The organism is Symmachiella dynata, from assembly GCF_007747995.1.
Taxonomy (GTDB): Bacteria; Planctomycetota; Planctomycetia; order Planctomycetales; family Planctomycetaceae; genus Symmachiella; species Symmachiella dynata.
Window position 1 is genome coordinate 7,166,657 of record NZ_CP036276.1, and the last position, 17,243, is coordinate 7,183,899.

Genomic DNA, 17,243 nt, shown 5'->3' on the forward strand with positions numbered 1-17,243 from the left:
CATTTCAGGAGTCTGATTGCGTCATGAAATTCCTGGTGCTGCTGTTTATCTTCATCATCATGTGCATGGTCGGCACAATTCTGGTCTTCCAGTATTTTGGATGGACGGGGTTGGCTTGTGTGTTGGTCGTCCTGTTTTTGGGCGTGATCTTCCTCAAGCGACTGATGAGTTGGTTGTTTATCCGATTGCTGATGACGCCGTTTCGCAAGAAGGCGGCGGTGCTTAAGAATGCGACCGTTGAAGTGCACCGCGTCGCTCCGGCAGATCCTCCGGATCGCAGTGACGAAATCGCCGAAGAACGAGCCATGCTGGAAGAGGCGGGTTTTGATGATGAAGATTTAGAGGAAGAGGAAGAAGAGTACAGCTCTGAGGAATATCTACGCGATTTGATCGCACACGATGCGGCTGCCGATTGGTATGAGATTGATGTGACGATCACCCCAGCGACGCCAAGCGAAGGCCGCGAACAGACGCCGTTTCAATATTGGGAACCGGCAGAGTTGATGCTCGTGCCCTTTGATTATTCCGGAAACCGTTTTGACGGTGATGATTCGGACGATCCGGAAGAAAACGCCGGACTGGGGATTCACTCGGTGCAGATCTGGCAGGAGAGCGCGTTCCAGGAAGACGAAGAGGGAAAATACGCCGGACCACAACGAATCTTGCTGCACGTGGGCGTCCCCCGCGGAAGCAACGACATGGCATTCATGTACTATTTCGAAAAATTCGGGCAGGTGGAATTGCCCACAATCAACGTCTGAACTGTTGGCACAATCCGGTCGCTCGGCAAAGCCGGGGGCTGAGGGGCGAAATTTTGCGGGATCCGCCCGCGAACCCGCCGCATGTTGCCAAAATGCATCGTATGTTTCCAGTAGACCACAGCCATTCCGGTGCGCGTTGCGATTTGTGAACGCAAAACCGGCATGTTCCCTACAATTGCCCGAAGACTCGCGAATCTCCGCGTCGATTCGGTCCCTTGGTCCGCCGGAGACAAAGCATGTTCAATCGCAAAATCCATCGGCACGCCACACACATCCCACAGCGGGGAACCCACGCCGATATCGCCCAGCCGGCACAAGCCGCGGCGGTGGTCGGTGCACAACTTCCACAAACGCAAACCCCCGCTGCTGTCGCTTATCTCGACGTGCAGGAAACACTCCACTTAGCGAATGACCGGAACTACGACTTATCGTCGTTTCGCCACACGTGGCAGGAACCAGAGTTCACGCGTTTGATTCAGCAACTCTCCCAAAAAACTGCAGCCACCGAGACTGCTACACTGGAGCGTCGCTGTCTGCAAATGCTAGGGGATCTGTTCCATACCGCCGAACCGGCGGGAGCTTCGGTCTCGAGCCCAGCACTGGCCGTGCAATTGGCGGGGCTGGCAATGCTTTGGAATTGGCGCCGCCATCACCGGACGTCGGGCCAACCGATCACACGTCCAAATATCATTTGGGGTCGGACCCCCTCACCCGCATGGGCGCAATTCTCGCGCATCTTTGAAATCGAACCGCGCAGCGCAGAGTCGACCGACAACCGTTTCGTGTTGGATGTCGACAGCGCAATGGCGCGGATTGATGCGAATACGATTGGCGTCGTCGGTGTGCTGGGCAATGATGTGACTGGCAATTACGACTCCCTGGCGGAACTCAATGACGGGCTGACCCACATTGACAACACAACTGGTCACAACGTGCCGATTCACGTCGATGCGGCGGGCGGCTTCGTGGCGCCGTTTCTGACACCCGAAATGCCCTGGGATTTCCGTTTGCCGCGCGTGCAGTCCATTCAGGTTTCGGGAGGACAGTATGGGATGGTCCAACCCGCAGCTGAGTGGGTCTTATGGCGCGACCCGGCGACATTGCCCGCCGGATTGTGCGACACAAATCACGATGACAACGCGGTCTCCGCACCCGAACACGTGGTGGCCCAGTATTACAGTTTCCTCAGACTCGGTCGGGACGGGTATACGCGGATCATGCAGGATCTGCAGGACGTTTCACAAATCGTTGCGCAAGGATTGGCGGCGACAAATCGATTTGAGGTCTTGAGCGACAGTCACTCATTGCCGCTGGTGTGCGCCAAATTGCGGGATGGCTCCCGGTTTTCGGTGCTTGACGTCTCACAGGAATTGCACGAACGGGGCTGGCAGGTGCCGGCTTCGCGCGTCGGCAGTGGTCCCGTTGAGATCCTCCGCATTGTGCCGGGCGAGGGATTCGATCGCAGCCGTGCGGAGATGCTGGTTCAGGATATCCGGAGAGTTCTGAAAGTCCTCGACATTCGTCCTCCGCGGCGCACCCGACAAGAAATCGAGCAATCGTTGTTGCACGATGTCTCCGAAACACTGCACGATCTTCGCGGCATCCATACGCGGATTCCGCTGACCACGCCTGCTCGCGTCAGCTGACGCACCATTGCTTGACTCCATTCCTCCAAGACGATCGTAACAATCGTGCCGATTGTGGCGTTACCGTTGCTGCTCGCGAGCGCTCCTAGAGGAATTGGGCGAAACACTTTTTTTCGAGCCGATGCTCCGACTTTTGTCGTGAAGACGGACTAGGCTTTAACTGACCGATTGCGCAGGCAACTTCTGCATTGCGTTCGAACTGCCCTGCCCTCGGTTGATGTTCGCAAAAGTGTTTCAGGATTTAGTCGAGGAATTGCCATGGTGTCTTCCGATATGAGTACCGAATCGTTGTTGGCCTCTTTGTTTGCGGAAAAAGGGGTTCCTCAATCTCCCGCACCAGACGCCGTGACTGCCGCCAGCACAATAGATTCGGAATTCATTCCCGAAGAACCAACGACATTTGAAGAAGCGGATCTGCGTGAGGCGGAAGTTGAAGCGCTCATTCTGAAATTTCTGATGAATACTGCCTCGGCGACCGGGGCGGAGATCGCAGAACAGATCAAGCTGCCGCAAAAAATGATCGACCCTGTCCTACGGCGTCTCAAGGATGAACAGCAACTCGTCTATAAAGGGATGGGCTCGCTGAATGATTACATTCACGAGATCACCGAAATTGGGGCTGTCCGCGCGCGACGTTTCTCGGAGAAAAACACACATTTTGGATCCGCGCCGGTTTCGATCAAGGATTACATTGCGGCCATCGAAGCGCAATCCATCGATAAAGATAAACCGACGGTTGCCAAACTGCAGGCAGCGTTTGCGGGATTGACGATGTGCGACGATTTGATGCGCCGCGTCGGACGGGCGATCCATTCCGGACGAGGCCTATTCCTTTACGGAAGTCCCGGGAATGGCAAGACTAGTATTGCCGAACGGATTACCGGTGCATTCGGGGAACATATTTGGATCCCCCGCATCCTGAACATGTATGGTGAAATCGTACGGTTGTTCGATCCCAGCAGCCATGAGGAATTGCCACTCAGTTCCAACAACGGATTGGAAAACGGTATTAAAGTCGACCGGCGATGGATCAAAATTCGACGGCCGACGATCATCGTGGGTGGCGAATTGACGATGGACAATCTGGAGATGACCAAAAACCGCGATTCGGGAATCAGCGAAGCGCCGGTACAACTCAAAAGCAATTGCGGCACATTGCTGATCGACGATTTCGGTCGGCAACGCATGAGCGTCGCTGAGTTGCTGAATCGTTGGATTGTTCCGCTAGAAAAACGGTATGACATTTTGAGCATGGCCAGCGGCCGCAAGGTGCGTGTCCCTTTTGACCAGATGATTGTGTTTTCGACCAACCTGGATCCGTCGGATCTGGTCGACGAAGCCTTCTTGCGGCGCATTCCGTATAAAATCGAAGCGAAGGATCCCACCGAATCGCAGTTCCGCGAACTGTTCGCAGAGCAGGCAGCGACGTGGAACATTGAACTGCCCGCCGGTGCCCTCGAACATCTGATTGAGCAGCACTACAAATCGCCGCGCCGCAACATGCGATTTTGCCATCCCCGCGACATCCTGCAACAGGTCCGCAATCTGTGTGAGTTTGAAGGACAGCCACGGATCGCCGACATTTCCGCCCTGGATGCCGCTGTGGAAACCTATTTCGGAATCATGTACGGAACCGAAGATTGGGTTTGAGTCGCCCCCTGCTCTGCTTGCTGTGAGCGGGGTTCTCATCCCGGCAATGGTGGACTGGTTTCCCGGCTGCGAATCGTCGGTCGATGAGGTGTATTATCACAAATACTTTGTGTCCTCTACGGTTCTGCTGACTTCGCATTCTGTCTTGGCCGCCCGTATTTCGTCCATTAAGGCACGGTTGAGGGCGTTTCTAGCAGGCAATCTCGACAGTTGACTGGCGACATTTCTCGAAATCCTCGTTGATTGCCGCTGAGCAGATGCGTAGAGTGCTTATTATGAATGGGCCAACGCAACGTGCTCCAATCGGTTTCGATTCTTCGTCCGCGAATCAGCGGATCGCCTCTCCCCCGCCTGGGCGACCGAAGTCCCGGCGGACGGCGCCCAAATTGAAACCCCTTGCTGACGAATCCGGCGACAGCAATCGCCCTGCCTCGTGGCCCTTTCGCAACTTGGGTGATGCCCCGGGATGGGTCTGTAGCCTGTTAATTCATGCTGCTCTGCTGATTATTCTCGCACTGATCACCGTCACGCATCAGTTTCGTGATCGCTTGCCGGAGATTTTGGCTGTTCTCGGCGAACGCGAACGAGCGCCGGTAGCGGAAGAGTTAGAGACGACCTTCCAGCCCATTGAGATGCCTGCTTCGGACAGTTCTCTGGAATCGTTTGATGCGCAGGATATGGTGTCGAGCTTGTCGGTGCCGCTGCCGCTGGAGGAAACGCCTCAAGAGCCGATCCAAGTGTCGAAGAAGACCGATTTAATTTCGCTGGAATCGATCCCAACGGTCGGGTCGCCGGAGTTATCAGGCCGGACGGGTGCCGGAAAAGCTGCACTCATTGCGAGAGAGGGCGGGACGCCGGAAAGTGAAGCCGCCGTCGCGCTGGGATTGCAATGGCTGGCCAACCACCAAAATCGCAACGGCAGTTGGAGTTTTAATCACACAACCCGGCAATGCCGTGGTCAATGCAGCCACCCCGGCTCACTCAACAACTGCACGACCGGCGCGACCGGTTTGGCGTTGTTATGTTTTTTGGGTGCTGGACATTCGGACCAATCGGGGGAATACAAAAGAACCGTATATCGCGGGTTGAAATACCTGCTGTCGCAGATGAAATCCTCGAAACGTGACACGGGCAATCTGATGGGGCGCACCGCCCGCCGCGGTCGGCGTGGAGGTAATGAAGGAATGTATGCGCAGGGCATCGCCACGTTGGCACTTTGCGAAGCGTATAATTTGGGCCACAGCAAATTTTTGCGAAAGCCCACACAAGATGCGCTGAACTTTATTGTCCGAGCTCAAGACTCCTCCGGCGGAGGCTGGCGGTATAATCCCGGTGACCCCGGCGATACGTCTGTTGTCGGCTGGCAAGTGATGGCACTCTACAGCGGTCGCATCGCGGAAATGGATGTGCCGCAACAAACGTTTGACGGCGCGTGGGCATTTCTGGACAGCGTGCAATCCGATGAAGGGGTCGGCTACGGTTACCGACGACCTGGTGCCACGCCCACGTTATCGGCTGTCGGTTTGTTGTCGCGGATGTACTTAGGTAAACAGCACGGATGGGATCCGACCAATCCGGTCGTTAAGTTGGGGGCCAACCGACTGTCCGTCTTGGGCCCCTCGGCCAAGGACATGTATTACAACTACTACGCCACGCAGTTTATGTACCAAGTCGGCGGCGACACCTGGATCAGTTGGAACAACGAATTGCGGGACCAATTGGTGGCCAAGCAAGATAAAAAGGGGCATGCCGCCGGGAGCTGGCTTCCGACCTGTCGACATGGCAGCCGACCAGGCGGACGCTTGTACATGACAGCGATGTCGATTTTGACGTTGGAAGTCTACTACCGGCATTTGCCGATTTACGCCCGTAGCGGCGATGTCCCGGCAGATGGCGGGGACAGGCCGATCGACTTTTAATTGCGGTTCACGAAGTGTCTGTGGTGTTAAGACAAAATTCGTGGTTCTCGGCGGGGGACGTAGCCGACTTCGCTGATCTTGATCCCGAATTTCTCACCGATTTTGACTGCTTCGCCGCGAGCATACATCTGGTTGCTCACCATCAGTTCCAACAGGTCCTCGCACGGTTTGTCGAACGAGACGATGGTTCCGGGACAGAGATGCAATAGCTCATCGATTTCAATACGCCGCTCAGCCAGCTTTACGATCACGGGAACATTGATGCCACGAATGCGTGCCAACGGATCGACCGGCGGCGGTGCCCCGGGTGTGTTGGTGGATGCCGCGACGGGTGCCTCGACTGCGGTTTCAGCCACTTTTTCACGGGATGGTTCGGCACTGGCCGATGCAGTCACGGCAGCGGGCAGCGGCCATACGATCCATAGACGACTTTGATCCTCATCGACACTGACCGGCAACATCGTCGCGGATTCCGCTGGACCGGGCTGCGTCATGGCCGTCAGTAGATTGTCATGTGCCGTTGTTGTGAATTCTTCGCATTCGATATCGGGCGGCAGTAGATTCATCGACCATTCCATGGCCAATGTTTCCAATCGCGCACGCTGGCTGTCTCCCGGTTCGGTATACCACTCGGGAAGCGGCAAAGATGCAGGGATGGCGCACACCAACGACTGATCGCCGACGCGGCAACAAACCAGCAATCCCGGACCGGCAAGTTCGGAGGGGGCATCGTCGCTGGACCAATCGGCGGGCTCGCCGATGGTTAATGTCTGCTTGGTGTCAAAGCATTGATTGAGCGACTCGGCAATTGCGGCACTATTTTCGCAGCAAATGCTGACAATCCCCTCAACGGTGGTCGATGAGAAATCGGCCATGGTCCCCCTTTATCTCGAAACCGCGTCCTTACCAGTGGTGTCGACGCGCGCACTCCCGGTGTTTGGAAGTGTTATCGGCGCCAACAGATCCGGAGCTTTTGGTAAAGCCGTTGCAATCGTCGCAAATTCCCACGGGAAGGGATCACGACATCATTCCGCAGCGATCTTCCACTGGTAGCGAAATATGCGAGCATCCTGTCCCAAATCGCCGGGCAGGAAGAATAGCTGGTCACCCAATACGGCTAGTCCCTCGCGGGTGAGGGTCTGTTCGGTCCCCTTTGGACGCGGCACGCGGGCAGAAGCAATTTTTGATCGTTGGCGAATGTCCACAATGGCCACCAGCGCGGGGGATGTCGCTGGTTCGCGGTCGCGATTTTTGTCGACCCCACCGGCAAGGACTCGTTGCTTGCCAATTCCTTTCCAGTCTTGGACTGCCAGAGCCCAAGTTTTGTCGTCGCTGATTAGTTCTTGGCGGGGAATGGTTTCCACTACCGTCCCATCCGTCCGCCAACGATAGACGAGCTTCGTATCCCAATTGGCTCCGTACAATTCGCGGGACATCGAATCACAGGCGATGGCCCCAATGTGATCATCGCAGGTGAAGGCCACTTTGCTCACGGTAGTGGATAATGGTTTGTCCGGTTGATGGGGGAATCTCAGCACAACAGTGCGGCTATGGGGCCGACTGGCGGAGATGGGGATCCAAAAATCCTGACCGTCGAAATCAAAGCCGCCGGGATGATCCAAACGCAATGCATCGTCCGGACTCTTTTGCGGAGGGGTAATCTCGACGAATTCGACTGTTTCTAGATTCTTGCGATCAAATCGCAACAGCAATGCGCGGCGCGGTTGTGTCTCCAAACGACCAGTGACGTAGTAGTGCCGCTGTGTGACAAACAAGCCTTGCGTATGAATCCGCGCCGGCTTTCCATCGATGTCAAAATTCGGCAACGCCTCGGCGGCTTTATACTCCAGCAGCAGAGATTGCGCTGCGGCGGGGGTGACAGACCAACAGTTCTGCATCGCCATTGCGACTGACCTGCATCAAATTCCTGTACCACCGCTTATGAAGATCGGGTTAGGTAAAGCACGTCCTGTTTTTCATCGGAAGCTTCGTGAGCCCCGTTCGCCTTCGCTGTCGCCTCGGCCTGCGTAGCGGGAGGGGCCGAGGGGGCGGCGATGGTGGGCGGGGCGGACCCCGTTTGTCGAGTTCGAGCTGAGGTCAACCTCTGCCCAAACTCCGCCGGCGTCAAATATCCCAGTGAACTGTGTGGCCGATGCTCGTTGTAATCTTCACGCCAAACTGTTGTCAGCTGTCGTGCCGCTCGCAAACTTTCAAACTCCTCGGTCGCTAAAAACTCATCACGAAACCGGCTGTGAAAGCTTTCCGCAAAACCATTCTCCCACGGACTGCCCGGCGCGATGTACAACGCCTCCACGCCCAACTGTCCTAACCAACTCCGAAGCGCCTGCGCCACAAACTCCGGACCATTGTCGCTGCGAACATGACGCGGCACGCCCCGCATGGCGAACAATTCCGCCAGCGTGTCGATCACATCTTCACTTGTAATGCTGCGATCCACTTTCAAAGCCAAACACTCCCGGGTGTGTTCGTCGACGATCGACAACCACTTCAGCGGACTGCCGCTCGCCGTGCGATCGAACACAAAATCCCACGCCCACACATCGTTCTGGGACGCCGCTTTTCGCCGGTGACAGCCATTGGCAGTCGTTCCCAGACGGCGTTTCTTACGCTTCTTCTGCGGCACTTTCAGCCCTTCTCGACGCCACAGCCGATAGACCCGCGTGTCGCTCGCCCGCCAACCTTCGCGACGCAGCAAATGGGCGATGCGGCGATAACCGAACCGCGAACGACGGCCTACCAACTGCAGCATCCGCTTGAGCAAACCATGCTCATCGTCGCGCGGTTGCGCCACATAGCGTTGGCTGCTACGAGGCTGCTTCACCACGTGGCACGCTCGCCGCTCCGACACCGCAAACGTGTGTTGCAGTTCACGGACGGCACTACGCTTTCGAGAAGGGCTTACCAGTTTCCCTCCGCAAGGTGTTTCAACATCTTGATGTCCAACGTCTGGTCCGCCACGATTTCCTTCAGCCGCCGGTTCTCATCTTCCAAGGCCTTGAGTCGCATCGCCTCCTCCGACTTCATCCCGCCGTACTGTTTCCGCCAACGGTCCAATGTCGCTTGGCTGACTTCCAGCGCCTGCAGCACGACCGCTTCGTCTTGCCCGGCATTGAGCATCGCATCGGCGTCACGCAACTTCTTCACAATCTGCTGCGGCGAATGCCGCCTGCGTCGTTTCGTCATTAAAAGATCTCCTTGCAAAAATCGCTCAGAAACCTTCATAACCAATGGCACAGTTTTTTAAAGGCAGGCCACGACCACCACGATTCCCAACCAACATTTCATCACAATTCCCCTCAGCGATTGAGGACCAACGGCGGGTAAAACGTAGCCACTTCTCTACGTCCATCCTAACAAAAAAGCCGCCCCCGGGATGCGGGGACGGCCGAATGCCAAATATCAAATTGTTGTCAGATGGTTTCAGGCAGCCGCTTGACGTTGCTTGCGGCGACGCATGCCATAACCGGCCAATCCGACCATGCCGATGCCGAGCAGCACCATGCTGGAGGGTTCGGGAACGGCATTCACGTTATTGACTTCGGTCAATACGTTATCAATGTACAGTCCTCCGCCCAGGGTACCGGTAGCAGCAGTCCCAGAAACTCGAAACAGTGTCGTTTGCACGGGAACACCCAATGGCTGCAGGGCCGGTTGGTGGATGGCATAAAATTGCTCCCAACTCGTTCCAGAATAAACAAGACTGTTATTCACGTAATAGTTAACAACATCGTTTTCCACACCATCCATGAACAGCACTTCTATTCCCAGCGTGTGCCAATCGGTATAGCTAAGGCCCGTCGAAATTGTCGTCGGTCCGACGAAATTACCTGAGGAATCCACGTCATAGGTAATGATCTCCAGCGAAGACCCAGTATCTTCGATATCAACAAATCCTTGACGGCCACCGGAACCATTGTCGGGGCTCAGCGTAATGCTCAAACCAGCTTGAGCGGCACCAGTCGCTGATTGGAAGTCGAATTCCGTAAAGTAGCGGTTATAGGTCGCGCCGGTGGAACCTTCGCCCGCGAATTCATTCGGCATGGAATTGGTGGGATCCAACGGAAGTGAGGGAATTCCCCCAGGCCGCGGCGCAAAAGGCATATCACCAAACGAGCTTCCAGTCACTGCATTGGAAATCCGCCAAACCTGATTCCCAGTGCCATCATCAACGACTCCTTGGTCGATGTTGGCGTTTGTCGCGCTCCATCCACCTTGCCCGTTCACACTTCCCAGTGCAAACGATTCAAAATCGGTGAAGCTACCAGCCTGTGCCTTGGATACAAGGCAAGTCGACACGGCCATTACCATTCCGGCAACGAGCCATCGTGAACGCATAACTTTTTTAATCATGTTGTCTTTCCTACTGCTAAATGGTGAGCGATTGTTATCCGATTCATTCTTATATACTGCGGAACTAAATGCCACAGTCGTTGTTCCTGTTCAGATATCGATTGTGCGCAGTTTTGCGCGGCAAGGTTCCACCGTTGGGGAATCTCGCCAAATCCAGCCACAATCGGAGCAACGACAGGGCGGGCGTGATCAGACTATCACACCCGCCCGGGTCGTATTCCTAGCTATTCCTCAAATGACTCAAACCAGCTGACAAGCAGCGGAGAGCATTTTTAGGCAGCGGCTTGATTTTGCTTGCGGCGACGCATGCCGAAGCCAACCAATCCGACCATGCCGATGCCGAGCAGCACCACGCTGGAGGGTTCGGGAGTGACGACCACTTGCGCCGTCGTCTGAGCTAGCGTGCCTCCGTTAGCGTCCAGAACCGTCAGACGGAAATCGTAAATTCCGTCGGCATATGGATCGAACGCGATTGGCGCCCAACCGAGGTTTTGCGAGTTCTGCACGACGTTGTAGAGGTTCAGATTAGCGTTGTCGATGACGCCGCCGCCGTTTCCAGTGGCGTTGGTTCCGACCGCATTATCTGTCCACGCAGAGAAGACATCAAAAGGCCCCAAGAAACTTACGCCAGCAGAGGGATCGACGTCGATCTCCAGCATCACCTGCACGTCAGCCAGGGTCAAACCGCTTGTACCGTCCCAATCGACATTTGCCGAGAATTCGTAATTCCACGTTGCTGCGGTTCCGGAAGAAATTCCAGGTGTGGCCTGATAAACGCCTCCGCTGTTCGGAAGCACAGGTCCAAACCGCTGCTTGCCACGCAAACCAACTTCCACTCCATTGGACTGGCTGATCGTCCAGCCGCCATTGGGATTGCCACTGCCAAAAATTACATCGGGCGTGACATTCCCAGCTTGTGCCGTCGTTGTCAGCAAGGCTGCAACGGCAATAACCGCAAATCCTGTAGTAAGTCTCTTCATCGGGGCATCTCTCCTCAACATTCCATGGTTTAAGTGGGGCAGAACGAAATCAAAATCCAGGGTGGCCCGCATGGAAATTAGCAGTATTGAAGCTGGGCCGAATTCCGGCGGTAGCTGGAGCGCAATTCAATTTGATTGCAGCAAATTGGTTAGGCCCATTCTGAAGCCTCGCAGAGGGAATTACAAGCAGAATCGCCCAATTCAGTACAATCCCTACATTCAACCGTTCTTAACATTCACCAAAGAGCGGTCGAGCGAGATTCTTCAGGCGCAGCGGGCTATTGATTCAGCCCGAATTCCTTGATTTTGCGGTAGAGCGTCCGCTCGCCAATCCCCAGAATGCGGGCCGCTTCCTCGCGTTTGCCCTCGGTCAACTGGAGAGTCTTTTCGATGTAAAACCGCTCGATGTCGGAGAGCGACTTGCCGATCAGAGCATCGTGGCCATCGAATCCCAGAATTGGCTCATCACCCGCGCGCGGCGGGGGGGCAATCTCTTCGGGCAGATCGTCGACGTCTAACAATCCGTCCATATCGACGACCACCATCCGTTCGATGACATTTCGCAATTGGCGGATATTGCCTGGCCAGTCATAGGCCATCAGTGCTTGCCGCGCCGATTTCGACACATGTTCGACCTCACGTCCATGTCGTGCCGTCATTTCTTTGATGAAATGCTCGATCAACAGCGGGATGTCTCCCCGGCGCTCCCGCAGCGGCGGGAGATTGATTTTGACCACATCCAGGCGGTAGTACAGGTCCTTGCGAAACTTTTTGTCTTCCACCATCTGCGCCAAATCGGCATTGGTGGCAGCCACCAAACGGACGTTCACCTTGATCGGCTCGTTGGCGCCGACACGATTGATCTGACCGTCCTCTAGTACGCGGAGCAACTTGATTTGCGTCGACATGGGCATTTCGCCGACTTCGTCGAGGAACAGCGTGCCACCGTTGGCGTATTCAAATTGTCCAATCCGCCGCCGCTCCGCTCCGGTGAACGAGCCTTTTTCATGGCCGAACAATTCGCTTTCCAGAATACCTTCGGACAGGGCCGAGATATTCAGCGGTACGAATGGCTTATTTTTGCGGCGACTGTTTTGGTGAATCGCCTTGGCCACCAGTTCCTTGCCGGTCCCATTTTCCCCCAAGATCAATACCGAACTATCGGTTGGGGCGAGTTGCTGCAGTTGCGTGATGATCTTCAGCATTTGCGGCGTGTTGCCGACCACCCCTTCGAAGCCGAATTTTTCGTCGAGTTGTCGTTTGAGTTGCGTATTGTAGCGGGCCAGCTTGAGGCGTGACGAAGCCTTTTCGACCGCCGCTCGCAGTTCAGAAATGTCGAGCGGTTTGGTGAGGTACGTATAGGCCCCGTGTTGCATGGCCGTGACAGCGGAGTTGATCGAACCATGTCCGGTGAGCAGGATCACCTCAGCGTCGGGGAGTTCCTCTTTGGCTTTGGCGAGAATCGCCAACCCGTCCATGTCGTCCATTTTGAGATCGGTGACGACGACATCGAATGTATCACTCTCAATCAGAGCGGCCCCCCGTACGCCCGAGGCGGCGACGGTGCAATCGTAGTCGACCCGTTCCAAGCTTTCAGCGACTGCCTGCGCGTGCGGCTCATCATCGTCGATAATCAGCACGTGGATCTGAATCGCCGAGAGGTCGATGGAATTGTCTTGGGAGTCCGCCATGGACAATCAGCTTCTTATTTTTTTTTTTGGGGGGGGGTATGGCGCTGTGCGTCTCTAGTTCGACTTCTGACAGCGGATGCGCGCCTGAAGTTTTTCATCGTGACAGCTAAGAGTAGACATTCCGATGAAAATGATCAATCCGCGGCGGGCAAAGCGATTGTAAAACGTGTTCCGCGCCCCGGTTCGCTATCGACGGCAATGCGGCCGCCATGTGCTTGAACAATCTTGCGGGCGGTGGGGAGTCCGAGTCCGCTGCCGCCGGATTTGGTGGAGTAAAACACTTGAAACATTTTTTCCACCGTGGCGGGACTCATGCCAACGCCGTTGTCAATCAAATCCAGCAGAACTTCGCCATCGCGTGTATAGGTTTGCAATTCCAGCAGTCCGCCTTCGGGCATGGCTTGTTGCGCGTTTAAGGCAAAATTCATCAGAACTTGACGAAACAGCGCGCGATCGAGACGCACGTGGGGAATATTGCTTTGAAAGTGCGGGCTGATTTCTACATTTTGCTCTGCAGCTTCGGCTTTGTAGAATTCGACGAATTCGCTGATCACTTCATTCAAATCAGCCGGGGCCAAGTCGATTTCACCCATGCGGGCAAAATTGAGGAATTCTTCTAGGATGGACTGCAGGTGCTGACACTCGCGCTGTACGGTCTCCACCTTCCGCAACATACGGTGGCCGTTGGCGACTTCGCTTTCCACGATATCTTCTTGCAACAACTCGAGGCTCAGCAAGATGGTCGAGAGCGGATTTTTGATTTCGTGCGCCAAACCACCGGCCAGCGCAGCGATCTCCTCGTATTGATCAAGCAACCGCTGCTGTTCGGCTGCGTTCATGGATTCAGCGGCCATCCGGATCACCCACTTTCCGCTGGAACGCGCAAAAGGAAACGAGGCTGCGATGCGAGTCGCAGCCTCGTGAAATTCTTAATCATCTATCACGACGCAAAGTTAGGACTCGTCCGACTCGGCCTTTTCGTCGGATTCACCCATTTCGACCATGGCGGCTTTGCGAGAGAGTTTGACGCGGTTTTGGTCGTCAACGGCGATGACCTTCACGTGCATCTTGTCCCCTTCTTTGCACACCTCGCCAACCGATTTCACATAACCATCGGAAAGCTCGCTGATGTGGCAAAGGCCATCTTTCCCGGGAGCGATTTCGACAAACGCGCCGAAGTCCTTCACGGAGCTGACGGTTCCGCTATAGATCTTGCCGACCTTGATCTCTTCGGTCAAAGCTTCGATACGCGCCAAGGCGTCTTCGACTTGGGATCCACCGGCACCGGCGATAGTCACCGTGCCGTCTTCACCCACATCCAAGGTCGTGCCGGTTTCTTCTTGAATGGCGCGAATCGTCTTGCCGCCCGGCCCGATCAACAAGCCGATCTTGGACGGGTCGATCGAAGTTTGCAGCAATTGCGGCGCGAAGCTTGAAATCGCTTCACGCGGCCGGCGAATCGCACTGAGGATCGATCGCAGCAAATCCAATCGCGCCTCTTTGGCTTGAGCCAAAGTTTCACGAATGATTTTTTCGCTGATTCCGTCGATCTTGAGGTCCAATTGGATGCCGGTGATCCCTTTTTGGGTTCCGGCAATTTTGAAGTCCATATCGCCGAAGTGGTCTTCGTTCCCAATGATGTCGGTCAGAATGACATATTCGTCGCCCTCTTTGACCAAACCAATGGAAATTCCGGCCACCGGTTGGCTGATTGGCACACCGGCATCCATCAGGCTCAATGTGGCGGCACAAACCGTCGCCATCGAGCTACTCCCGTTGGACTCAGTAATGTCGGAAATCACCCGCATGGTGTAGGGGAAATTTTCGGAACTGGGCAACACCGGCTTAACGGAACGTTCGGCCAAGGCACCATGACCGATTTCCCGGCGTCCGGGACCACGAATCGGGCGACATTCACCGACCGAATAGGACGGGAAATTGTAATCGAGCATGAACCGTTTGCCGTAGTCGTCAAACAATCCGTCGACCCGTTGTTCATCACGCGTCGTTCCCAACGTGACGGTCGAGACCGATTGGGTTTCGCCACGAGTAAACAGAGCCGAACCGTGGACACGGGGCAGGATCTGCACTTCGCAAGAGACCGCACGCAAGTCGGTCGGACCACGACCATCGAGCCGTTTGCCGCCGAGCGTCATTTCCCGAATCGCTCGGGCTTCGACGTCGTGGAATGCTTTTTTCAAATCGCCGATCGTTGCGCCGTCGGCAGTCTCTTCGACACCTTCGGGGAAGAACTCTTCCATCAGTTCGTCGCGCACAGCCTTCGTGGCGTCGGCTTGGGCGTGTTTGCCCGAGACTTCCTTAGCGGCCCGGATTTTATCCAGCGCTTTTTCGGTGACAATCGCATCGAAGGGATTGGCGGGCGGAGCCTCGTATTCGACTGGCGAATTTCCAACCTTTTCGATGAGCTCTTCTTGAATTTCGCACAGCGTTTTGATGTGCTTGTGAGCAAACATAATCGCTTCGGACATGCGCTCTTCGTCCATCTGGGCAGCAAACCCCTCGATCATCAACACCGAGTCTTTCGAACCGGAAACGATCAAGTCCAAGTCGCTAACATCCAGTTGTTCCTGCGTCGGCAAAACGGCGAATTCGCCATCGACGTGAGCAACGCGGACAGCTGCGATGGGTCCTTGGAAGGGCACCGGAGCGATGCACAACGCGGCGCTGGCCCCTAGCATGGCCAGGATGTCCGGGTCGTTTTCATGGTCGAACGCCAAGACGTTGGCCATGACTTGTACTTCTTCGTGGTACCCTTTGGGGAACAAGGGGCGAATCGGACGGTCGATCAAGCGGCTGGTGAGGATTTCCCGTGTTGTGGGCCGTCCTTCGCGTTTGAGGAACCCGCCGGGGAATTTACCGGCTGCCGCCATGCGCTCACGGTAATCGCAAGTCAACGGAAAAAAGTCGATTCCCGGTCGCGGGGGACCGGATTGAGCGGCCACAAGTACGACCGTCTCTCCATATTGCACCAACACACAACCGTCGGCTTGCTTGGCAATTTCGCCAGTTGTGATACTGAGTTTTCTGCCTGCAAATTCTCGTTCGACAACAACTTTCACTGCATTCACCTCACCCGGCCCAGCCGGTACCTAACGACACAAATTTCCGCTGATGCAACCACTTTCGACGGGTCACACCGGTAATCCAACACAAAAGCCAACACATTTTTCCTGACCAACCCAATTGATACCGCGTTGCTCGCAATACTTTGGGGTGGGTATATATCGCGCATGGCCAACTGGCGCCGAAACGCATGTGCAACCAAACGGCGGAGACGAGTGCATTTCAGTTTTGATAACTGGAACTCGTCTGTCTCGAACAGCATCGCCGCCGGAGCTTGATTCCGCGCAGCCGGAAACCGCGCGGCGTTCCGGACGGAATCTTTACTTACGAATCGACAATTTCCCGATGATGTCGACGTATTTCTGTTGATTCTTCCCTTTCAGGTAATCCAACAGTCCCCGTCGACGGCTGACCAGCATCAACAAACCGCGCCGACTAGCGTGATCCTTGGGATGCGTCTGCAAGTGTGAGGTCAACTCATTGATCCGTTCGGTCAATACGGCGATTTGTACTTCCGGCGAACCGGTATCCCCGTCTGAACGAGCGTATTCTTTAATCAATTCCGACTTACGATCCTTGGTAATCGACATCCATCATTTCCTAGTTTTCCCGCAACGGCATAGTGAGTCCGGGTGCCCAAGTCGCGGGGTCAGGCAGCCCGTTTCCAGCATTTGGAAGTGAAGTTCCGGCCCCGGTAAAAATCGGGGTCGAAGAATTGCTTTAACTCTATCAATGCTGGGGGAATATGCAACGGTAAAACCAACCCCGGCAGCTCAAGGCAGCAAGTTTCAACCGGTCCGCCGGACACCCCCAACGACGAAGAAATCGGCCATTCCCCCCACTGCCCCACCGCACAGGAAATCACGCATAAACAACTACTATCATTGGGCTTACATCGCGCCTCATACTCGTTGAAATACTCAACGACACCTGAAAATGACTCCGCGCAGCAGTTCGGGGAGGCAACCAGAACCGGAGAACCTGTGGCAAAGTCGCTAATTTGACTCTCCCGTACATCCGGGTCATCGCTGGGCAGGTTTTGGGCTAAGGGTGCGGGTTACCTGTGGTCTACTACAGTTACGGCTTGAGCAGCACCGATACGATTAGTGTTATCCAAACGAAACCTACGACACGACCGCCA

The 17,243-nt window shown here is 55.3% G+C and carries 14 protein-coding genes; 4 read left to right on the forward strand and 10 right to left on the reverse strand.

Annotated elements, in window-relative coordinates; translation table 11 throughout:
- The first annotated feature begins 23 nt into the window (after nucleotides 1-23).
- From Mal52_RS27325 to Mal52_RS27340, 4 genes are all read left to right on the forward strand, one after another.
- Nucleotides 24-761, forward strand: coding sequence for a hypothetical protein (locus Mal52_RS27325; protein WP_145379971.1), 738 nt, complete (start codon nucleotides 24-26; stop codon nucleotides 759-761).
- Between the two features lie 236 nt (nucleotides 762-997).
- On the forward strand, nucleotides 998-2,407 hold the full coding sequence (locus Mal52_RS27330; RefSeq protein WP_145379973.1) for a pyridoxal-dependent decarboxylase: 1,410 nt from the start codon (nucleotides 998-1,000) through the stop codon (nucleotides 2,405-2,407).
- 258 nt (nucleotides 2,408-2,665) lie between these two features.
- Entirely contained in the window at nucleotides 2,666-4,057 is a 1,392-nt protein-coding gene (locus Mal52_RS27335) for an ATP-binding protein (RefSeq protein WP_145379975.1), read from the forward strand.
- A 386-nt stretch (nucleotides 4,058-4,443) separates the two neighbouring features.
- Nucleotides 4,444-5,976 (forward strand): prenyltransferase/squalene oxidase repeat-containing protein, encoded by a 1,533-nt coding sequence (locus Mal52_RS27340; RefSeq protein ID WP_145379977.1) that lies wholly within the window; start codon nucleotides 4,444-4,446, stop codon nucleotides 5,974-5,976.
- Between the two features lie 26 nt (nucleotides 5,977-6,002).
- On the opposite strand, the gene Mal52_RS27345 is transcribed toward Mal52_RS27340, so the two are convergent.
- From Mal52_RS27345 to rpsO, 10 genes are all read right to left on the reverse strand, one after another.
- Nucleotides 6,003-6,851: a FliM/FliN family flagellar motor switch protein gene (locus tag Mal52_RS27345; RefSeq protein WP_145379979.1), complete on the reverse strand. Its 849-nt coding sequence runs from the start codon at nucleotides 6,849-6,851 to the stop codon at nucleotides 6,003-6,005.
- Nucleotides 6,852-7,001: 150 nt separating this feature from the next.
- Complete coding sequence (locus Mal52_RS27350) at nucleotides 7,002-7,880, reverse strand: DUF6454 family protein (RefSeq protein WP_145379981.1); 879 nt, start codon at nucleotides 7,878-7,880, stop codon at nucleotides 7,002-7,004.
- 35 nt (nucleotides 7,881-7,915) lie between these two features.
- A complete protein-coding gene (locus tag Mal52_RS27355; protein WP_231962381.1) occupies nucleotides 7,916-8,845 on the reverse strand; it encodes an IS3 family transposase in 930 nt (309 codons plus the stop codon).
- Between the two features lie 50 nt (nucleotides 8,846-8,895).
- Nucleotides 8,896-9,180: a transposase gene (locus Mal52_RS27360; protein ID WP_420824937.1), complete on the reverse strand. Its 285-nt coding sequence runs from the start codon at nucleotides 9,178-9,180 to the stop codon at nucleotides 8,896-8,898.
- Nucleotides 9,181-9,417: 237 nt separating this feature from the next.
- Nucleotides 9,418-10,347 carry a PEP-CTERM sorting domain-containing protein gene (locus tag Mal52_RS27365; protein ID WP_231962460.1) on the reverse strand — a complete coding sequence of 310 codons (930 nt, stop codon included), beginning with the start codon at nucleotides 10,345-10,347 and terminating at the stop codon, nucleotides 9,418-9,420.
- Nucleotides 10,348-10,619: 272 nt separating this feature from the next.
- Nucleotides 10,620-11,399 carry a PEP-CTERM sorting domain-containing protein gene (locus tag Mal52_RS27370; protein ID WP_145379985.1) on the reverse strand — a complete coding sequence of 260 codons (780 nt, stop codon included), beginning with the start codon at nucleotides 11,397-11,399 and terminating at the stop codon, nucleotides 10,620-10,622.
- Nucleotides 11,400-11,605: 206 nt separating this feature from the next.
- Entirely contained in the window at nucleotides 11,606-13,018 is a 1,413-nt protein-coding gene (locus tag Mal52_RS27375; protein ID WP_145379987.1) for a sigma-54-dependent transcriptional regulator, read from the reverse strand.
- Nucleotides 13,019-13,152: 134 nt separating this feature from the next.
- On the reverse strand, nucleotides 13,153-13,872 hold the full coding sequence (locus tag Mal52_RS27380) for a sensor histidine kinase (RefSeq protein ID WP_231962461.1): 720 nt from the start codon (nucleotides 13,870-13,872) through the stop codon (nucleotides 13,153-13,155).
- A gap of 99 nt (nucleotides 13,873-13,971) precedes the next feature.
- Nucleotides 13,972-16,098, reverse strand: a complete 2,127-nt coding sequence (locus tag Mal52_RS27385) for a polyribonucleotide nucleotidyltransferase (RefSeq protein WP_145379990.1) — start codon at nucleotides 16,096-16,098, stop codon at nucleotides 13,972-13,974.
- 324 nt (nucleotides 16,099-16,422) lie between these two features.
- Complete coding sequence (gene rpsO / locus Mal52_RS27390; protein WP_145379992.1) at nucleotides 16,423-16,692, reverse strand: 30S ribosomal protein S15; 270 nt, start codon at nucleotides 16,690-16,692, stop codon at nucleotides 16,423-16,425.
- Between the last annotated feature and the right edge of the window lie 551 nt (nucleotides 16,693-17,243).

Bases quoted from the DNA above. Each gene is read 5' to 3' on its own strand.
- Mal52_RS27380 (WP_231962461.1), bottom strand. From the start codon at position 13,872: ATGGCCGCTGAATCCATGAACGCAGCCGAACAGCAGCGGTTGCTTGAT.
- Mal52_RS27375 (WP_145379987.1), bottom strand. From the start codon at position 13,018: ATGGCGGACTCCCAAGACAATTCCATCGACCTCTCGGCGATTCAGATC.
- rpsO (WP_145379992.1), bottom strand. From the start codon at position 16,692: ATGTCGATTACCAAGGATCGTAAGTCGGAATTGATTAAAGAATACGCT.
- Mal52_RS27335 (WP_145379975.1), top strand. From the start codon at position 2,666: ATGGTGTCTTCCGATATGAGTACCGAATCGTTGTTGGCCTCTTTGTTT.
- Mal52_RS27350 (WP_145379981.1), bottom strand. From the start codon at position 7,880: ATGGCGATGCAGAACTGTTGGTCTGTCACCCCCGCCGCAGCGCAATCT.
- Mal52_RS27345 (WP_145379979.1), bottom strand. From the start codon at position 6,851: ATGGCCGATTTCTCATCGACCACCGTTGAGGGGATTGTCAGCATTTGC.
- Mal52_RS27365 (WP_231962460.1), bottom strand. From the start codon at position 10,347: ATGATTAAAAAAGTTATGCGTTCACGATGGCTCGTTGCCGGAATGGTA.
- Mal52_RS27325 (WP_145379971.1), top strand. From the start codon at position 24: ATGAAATTCCTGGTGCTGCTGTTTATCTTCATCATCATGTGCATGGTC.
- Mal52_RS27360 (WP_420824937.1), bottom strand. From the start codon at position 9,180: ATGACGAAACGACGCAGGCGGCATTCGCCGCAGCAGATTGTGAAGAAG.
- Mal52_RS27330 (WP_145379973.1), top strand. From the start codon at position 998: ATGTTCAATCGCAAAATCCATCGGCACGCCACACACATCCCACAGCGG.
- Mal52_RS27370 (WP_145379985.1), bottom strand. From the start codon at position 11,399: ATGCGGGCCACCCTGGATTTTGATTTCGTTCTGCCCCACTTAAACCAT.